Raw genomic sequence first — 4,743 nt, 5'->3', positions numbered from 1 at the left:
GATGTGGATCGGGGCGCGGACGGGGGCGGGGCGGAGTCGGGTGACGTGCCAGGTGCGGACGGGGTGGCGGGTGACCAGGCCGATGCCGTGGCAGGGTTCGCCGTGTCCGTCGTCGTCGTGGCGTAGGGGGCGGATGTGGGTGCCGGGGGTGCCGACGACGGCGGCGGCGAAGCGGTGGTGGGGGGCGTCGAGGGCGCGGGCGGCGATGGCGGTGAGGTCGTGGTGGCCGCTGCGGGTCTGGTCACGGTCGACTTCCTGGAGGGCGAGGACGTCGGCGTCGAGGGTGGTGACGGTGGCGGCGAGGCGGTCGGGGTCGACGAGGCCGTCGGTGAGGGATCGGCCGTGGAGCAGGTTGAAGGTGGCCAGGCGCACCCTGTGGACCTTATGCGGTCGTGGGACAGTGGCCGGATGGCGCGGGTGTTGGTGTGTTCGGTGTTGGTGTTCGTGGTGGTGGGTGTGTTGGGGGTGTGGTTGCGGGGGCGTCGGGGGCGGTGAGGCTGCCCACAGGGGTGCCCGGGTGGGGTGTGGTGGTGGGCAGAATGGCGGCCCGTGGAACTCGATGCGGTGTCGTTGACCTCGTTGTTGCTGGCTGCTGCCCTGGCGGGGTGGGTGGATGCGGTGGTCGGTGGGGGCGGGTTGGTGTTGTTGCCGGCGTTGATGGTGGCGGCGCCGGGTTTGCCGGTGGCGACGGCGTTGGGGACGAACAAGCTGGCGGCGATCGCGGGGACGTCGACGGCGGCGGTGACGTACGCGCGGCGGACGAAGCTGGACTGGGCGGTGGCGGGTCCGGCGGCGGGGTTGGCGGTGCTGTGCGCGGGGTTGGGTGCGGCGTTGGCGGGTGCGGTGCCGGGTTCGGCGTACCGGCCGGTGGTGTTGGTGGTGTTGGTGTTGGTGGCGGTGTTGGTGGTGGCGCGGCCCCGGTTGGGGGTGGTGGCGTTGCCGCAGCGGCGGACGCGGTGGCGGATGGCGGCGGCGGTGGGGGTCGCCGGGGTGGGTGTGGCGCTGTACGACGGGTTGGTGGGTCCGGGTACGGGGACGTTTCTGGTGTTGGCGTTCGCGGCGTTGGTGGGTGCGGATTTCCTGCACGCGTCGGCGATGGCGAAGGTGGTGAACGCGGGGACGAATCTGGGGGCGTTGGTGGTGTTCGGGGTGACCGGGCACGTGTGGTGGTTGGTGGGTGCGGGGATGGCGGTGTGCAACATCGTGGGGGCGGTGGTGGGGGCGCGGATGGCGGTGCGCCGGGGGGCCGGGTTCGTGCGGGTGGTGTTGTTGGTCGTGGTGGTGGCGTTGGTGGCGCGGTTGGGGTGGGACCAGTGGCGGGCCGGGTGAGGTGAGGGGTGGTCGGGTGTGGGCCCGGCTGGTGTGGGGCGGGGCGGCCGGATGGGCCGGGCCCGCCCCGTTGTGGTTCGTGGAGACGTTCAGGCGTAGCGGATGGCGTCGCTGTGGTCGAGGCGGGGCAGTCGGGGGAAGTGGGCGTCGGGGCCGGGGTGGCCGATGTTGACCACGAGCAGGGAGGTCCAGCCGGTGTCGGTGAAGAACTCGCGGTCGACGCCGGCGGGGTCGAAGCCGCCCATGGGGCCGACGGCGAGGCCGGCGGCGCGGACGCCGAGGAGGTAGTAGCCGATCTGGATGGTGGCGTTGAAGCGGGCGGCCTGTTCGCGGGCGGTGTCGTCGGCGGCGAAGTAGTCGCGCAGGTCGGGGCGGATGGGGAAGGTGGTGGGCAGGTGGTCGTGGAAGGTGGTGTCGGCGGCGAGGACGGCGACGACGGGGGCGGTGGCGGTCTTGGCGCGGTTGCCGTCGGCGAGGTGGGTGAGGAGGCGGTCGCGGGCGGGGCCGGGGCGGGTGTAGAGGACGCGCAGGGGTTGGGTGTTCATCGCGGTGGGCGGGTACTTGACGAGGTCGTGGATGGCGTGGAGCTGGTCGTCGGTGACGGGTTCGTCGGTGAAGGTGTTGGCGGTGTGGGCGGCGGTGAACAGTTGGGCCTGGGCGTCGGGGTGCAGGGTGATGAGGTGCTGGGGCAGGACGTCGGTCATGGTGGTTCCTTCGGGGATTCGGGCCGTGGTGGGGCGCGCCGGTCGGCGCTCGGACAAAGGTAGCAGCTAGTTTTTTAGTAGTCTCTTGTGTGTTGTGGGGAACACGTATCCTGGGTGTCATGACCGCGCCTGAGACCACCGGGCCCACGCCCCGGGCCTGCGCCAGCGGTCTCGCCCGTGCCTTCGCCTTCCTCGGCAAGCGGTGGAACGGCGTGATCCTCGGCACCCTGGCGCACGGGCCGGCCGGCTTCGCCGAGCTGGCCAGGGCGCTGCCGGGGATCAGCGAGTCGATGCTGTCCGACCGGCTCGGCGAGCTGTCCCGGGTGGGGCTGGTCAGCCGTACCGTCCGTGAGGGCCCTCCGGTGGGGGTCAGCTACCAGCTCACCGAGCGGGGTTGTGCGCTGCTGCCCGCCCTGGACGCGCTCGCCACCTGGGCGGACGAGAACCTGCCCGGCTGAGCCGGCCGGGCCGGTGTCGGGCGTGTGATCATGGGCGCCGTGCGGGTGGAACGTGACCGGGACGTGTTGGCGGGTCTGCTGCGCCGGGATCCGGTCCTGCACGCCTACGAGCTGGGTGACCTGGACGACTTCTTTTGGCCGCACACGTCGTGGTGGCGGCACGGCGAGCAGGTGGTGCTGCTCTACACGGCGTCCCGCCCGGCGACGTTGCTGGCGTTCGCCGACGGGCGGGACGTCGTCGGGGCGGCGGCGCTGCTGGCCGAGCTGGCGCCGACGCTGCCGGGGAGCGTCGTGGCGCACCTCTCCCCCGGCCTGCTCGGCGCTCTGACCGGCCGGTTCCGGGTGGTGACGGCCGATCCGCACGTGCGGATGGCGCTGACCGATCCGGGGCGGCTGGCGGCGGTACCGGTGGCCGGTGAGGTGGTGACCCCGGCCGACCTGCCGCAGCTACGGGCCCTGTACGCGGCGGCGTACCCCGGCAACTGGTTCGACCCGCGGATGGTGCGCACCGGCCAGTACGTGGGTGTGCGGGAGGGTGGGCGGCTGGTGGCGGTGGCCGGGGTGCACGTGTGGTCCCCGGTGTACCGGGTGGCGGCGCTGGGCAACGTCACCACCCGGCCGGAGGCGCGGCGGCGGGGGTTGGCCGCCGCGGTGGTGGCGACGGTGTGCCGGCGGCTGCGCGGCAGCGTGGACCACGTGGCGTTGAACGTGCGGGCGGACAACACGGCGGCGGTGCGGCTGTACGAGCGGTTGGGGTTCACCCGGGTCGCCGACTTCACCGAGTACGGGCTGACCGCCGACCCGCCGGTGGGGTCCTGATCAGCGCTGCCGGGGGCTGTCGAAGCGGCCGGCGCGGATCTCGCGCAGGGCGCGGCGGCGGACGTCGCCGGTGAGGGTGTCGACGTAGAGGCGGCCGGTGAGGTGGTCGGTCTCGTGTTGCAGGGCGCGGGCGAGGAAGCCGGTGCCGGTGACGGTGAGCGGGTCGCCGTGCTGGTCGACGCCGTGGACGGTGGCGTGCAGGGCCCGGCGGGTCGGGAAGTACAGGCCGGGGATGGACAGGCAGCCCTCGTCGTCGGTCTCGGTGCTGTCGGAGACCTCCAGGGTGGGGTTGACCACGTGGCCGCGGTGGCCGTCGGCGTCGTAGACGAAGACCTGGGCGCTGACGCCGATCTGGGGGGCGGCGACGCCGGCGCGGCCGGGTTCGCCGAGCAGGGTGTCCATCAGGTCGGTGACGAGGGCGCGCAGGTCGGCGTCGAAGGTGGTCACCGGGGGGCAGGGGGTGCGCAGGACGGGGTCGCCGAGGATCCGGATGGGCCGCATGGTCATGGCTGGCAGGGTAGTCGCCGGGGGTGGTCGGGGTCGGGTCGCGTCCGGTGGGTCAGCCGGTGGTCAGCAGGGCGCGCAGTGGGGCGGCCTTGGCGGCGGCTTCGGCGACCTCGGCGTCGGGGTCGCTGTCCCAGGTGATGCCGCCGCCGGCCCACAGGTGCAGCCGGTCGGGGTCGGCGGCGACGGTGCGGATGGTGAGGCCGAGGTCGAGGTGGCCGGGGGCGATCCAGCCGAGCGCGCCCATGCCGGCGCCCCGGCCGACGGGCTCCAGGGCGGCGATGTGGTGCAGGGCGGCGAGTTTCGGGGCGCCGGTGACGGAGCCGCCGGGGCAGACGGCGCGCAGCAGGTCGGCCAGGCCGAGGCCGTCGGCGACGGTGGCGGAGATGGTCGACTCGGCCTGCCACAGGTCGCACCAGCGGCGGACGGCGTACAACTCGTCGACGGTGACGGTGCCGGTGCGGGCGAGGTGGGCCAGGTCGTGGCGTTCCAGGTCGACGATCATGATGTGTTCGGCGCGTTCCTTGGCGGAGGCGAGCAGGTCGCGGCGGCCGGCGGCGGTGGCGGGGCGGGTGCCCTTGATCGGGCGGGTGAGGACCCGGCCGGCGGTGACCTCGACGAGGGTCTCCGGGGAGGCGCAGCCGATGGCCCAGCCGTCGCCGGTGAGGGTGCCGCCGTAGCGGGCGCCGGGCAGGGCGGCGAGTCGACTCAGGGCGGGCAGCGGGTCGCCGGTGTAGCGGGCGGTGGCGTGGCCGACGAGGTTGACCTGGTAGACGTCGCCACGGCCGATGGCGGCGTGGACGGCCCGGACGGCGGCGGCGTGGGCCCGGGGGGTCCAGCTCGGCTGCCAGGGGCCGACCCACCAGCCGGTGGGGTGGCCGGTGGGGCCGGTGGGGGTGTCGGTGTGGTCGTAGACGACGGCGACGAGG

7 protein-coding genes are annotated in these 4,743 nt (G+C 74.0%); 3 read left to right on the top strand and 4 right to left on the bottom strand.

Features of this window, described 5'->3' with window-relative positions; translation table 11 throughout:
- Positions 1-372 (bottom strand): endonuclease/exonuclease/phosphatase family protein (locus AWW66_RS31380; RefSeq protein ID WP_211272166.1); only part of this gene is annotated, 372 nt, incomplete at its 3' end.
- A gap of 177 nt (positions 373-549) precedes the next feature.
- Here AWW66_RS31380 and AWW66_RS31375 point away from each other — a divergent pair.
- Positions 550-1,329: a sulfite exporter TauE/SafE family protein gene (locus AWW66_RS31375; protein WP_211272165.1), complete on the top strand. Its 780-nt coding sequence runs from the start codon at positions 550-552 to the stop codon at positions 1,327-1,329.
- An 89-nt stretch (positions 1,330-1,418) separates the two neighbouring features.
- Here AWW66_RS31375 and AWW66_RS31370 read toward each other — a convergent pair whose 3' ends face one another.
- A complete protein-coding gene (locus tag AWW66_RS31370) occupies positions 1,419-2,033 on the bottom strand; it encodes a malonic semialdehyde reductase (RefSeq protein ID WP_067374241.1) in 615 nt (204 codons plus the stop codon).
- 119 nt (positions 2,034-2,152) lie between these two features.
- Here AWW66_RS31370 and AWW66_RS31365 point away from each other — a divergent pair, with 119 nt between their 5' ends.
- Positions 2,153-2,491, top strand: a complete 339-nt coding sequence (locus AWW66_RS31365) for a winged helix-turn-helix transcriptional regulator (RefSeq protein ID WP_067374239.1) — start codon at positions 2,153-2,155, stop codon at positions 2,489-2,491.
- A gap of 30 nt (positions 2,492-2,521) precedes the next feature.
- Positions 2,522-3,310 (top strand): GNAT family N-acetyltransferase, encoded by a 789-nt coding sequence (locus AWW66_RS31360; protein WP_067374244.1) that lies wholly within the window; start codon positions 2,522-2,524, stop codon positions 3,308-3,310.
- Here the strand turns inward: AWW66_RS31360 and AWW66_RS31355 are convergent, their stop codons facing one another.
- Together AWW66_RS31355 and AWW66_RS31350 are read right to left on the bottom strand one after the other, a co-directional pair.
- Entirely contained in the window at positions 3,311-3,817 is a 507-nt protein-coding gene (locus AWW66_RS31355; RefSeq protein ID WP_067374236.1) for a peptide deformylase, read from the bottom strand.
- Positions 3,818-3,869: 52 nt separating this feature from the next.
- The coding region (locus AWW66_RS31350) for a chorismate-binding protein (RefSeq protein ID WP_067374233.1) at positions 3,870-4,743 on the bottom strand (874 nt) is incomplete at its 5' end.

It is taken from the genome of Micromonospora rosaria (genome assembly GCF_001567585.1).
Lineage (GTDB): Bacteria > Actinomycetota > Actinomycetes > Mycobacteriales > Micromonosporaceae > Micromonospora > Micromonospora rosaria.
This window is presented reverse-complemented; position numbering and strand designations above follow the sequence as displayed.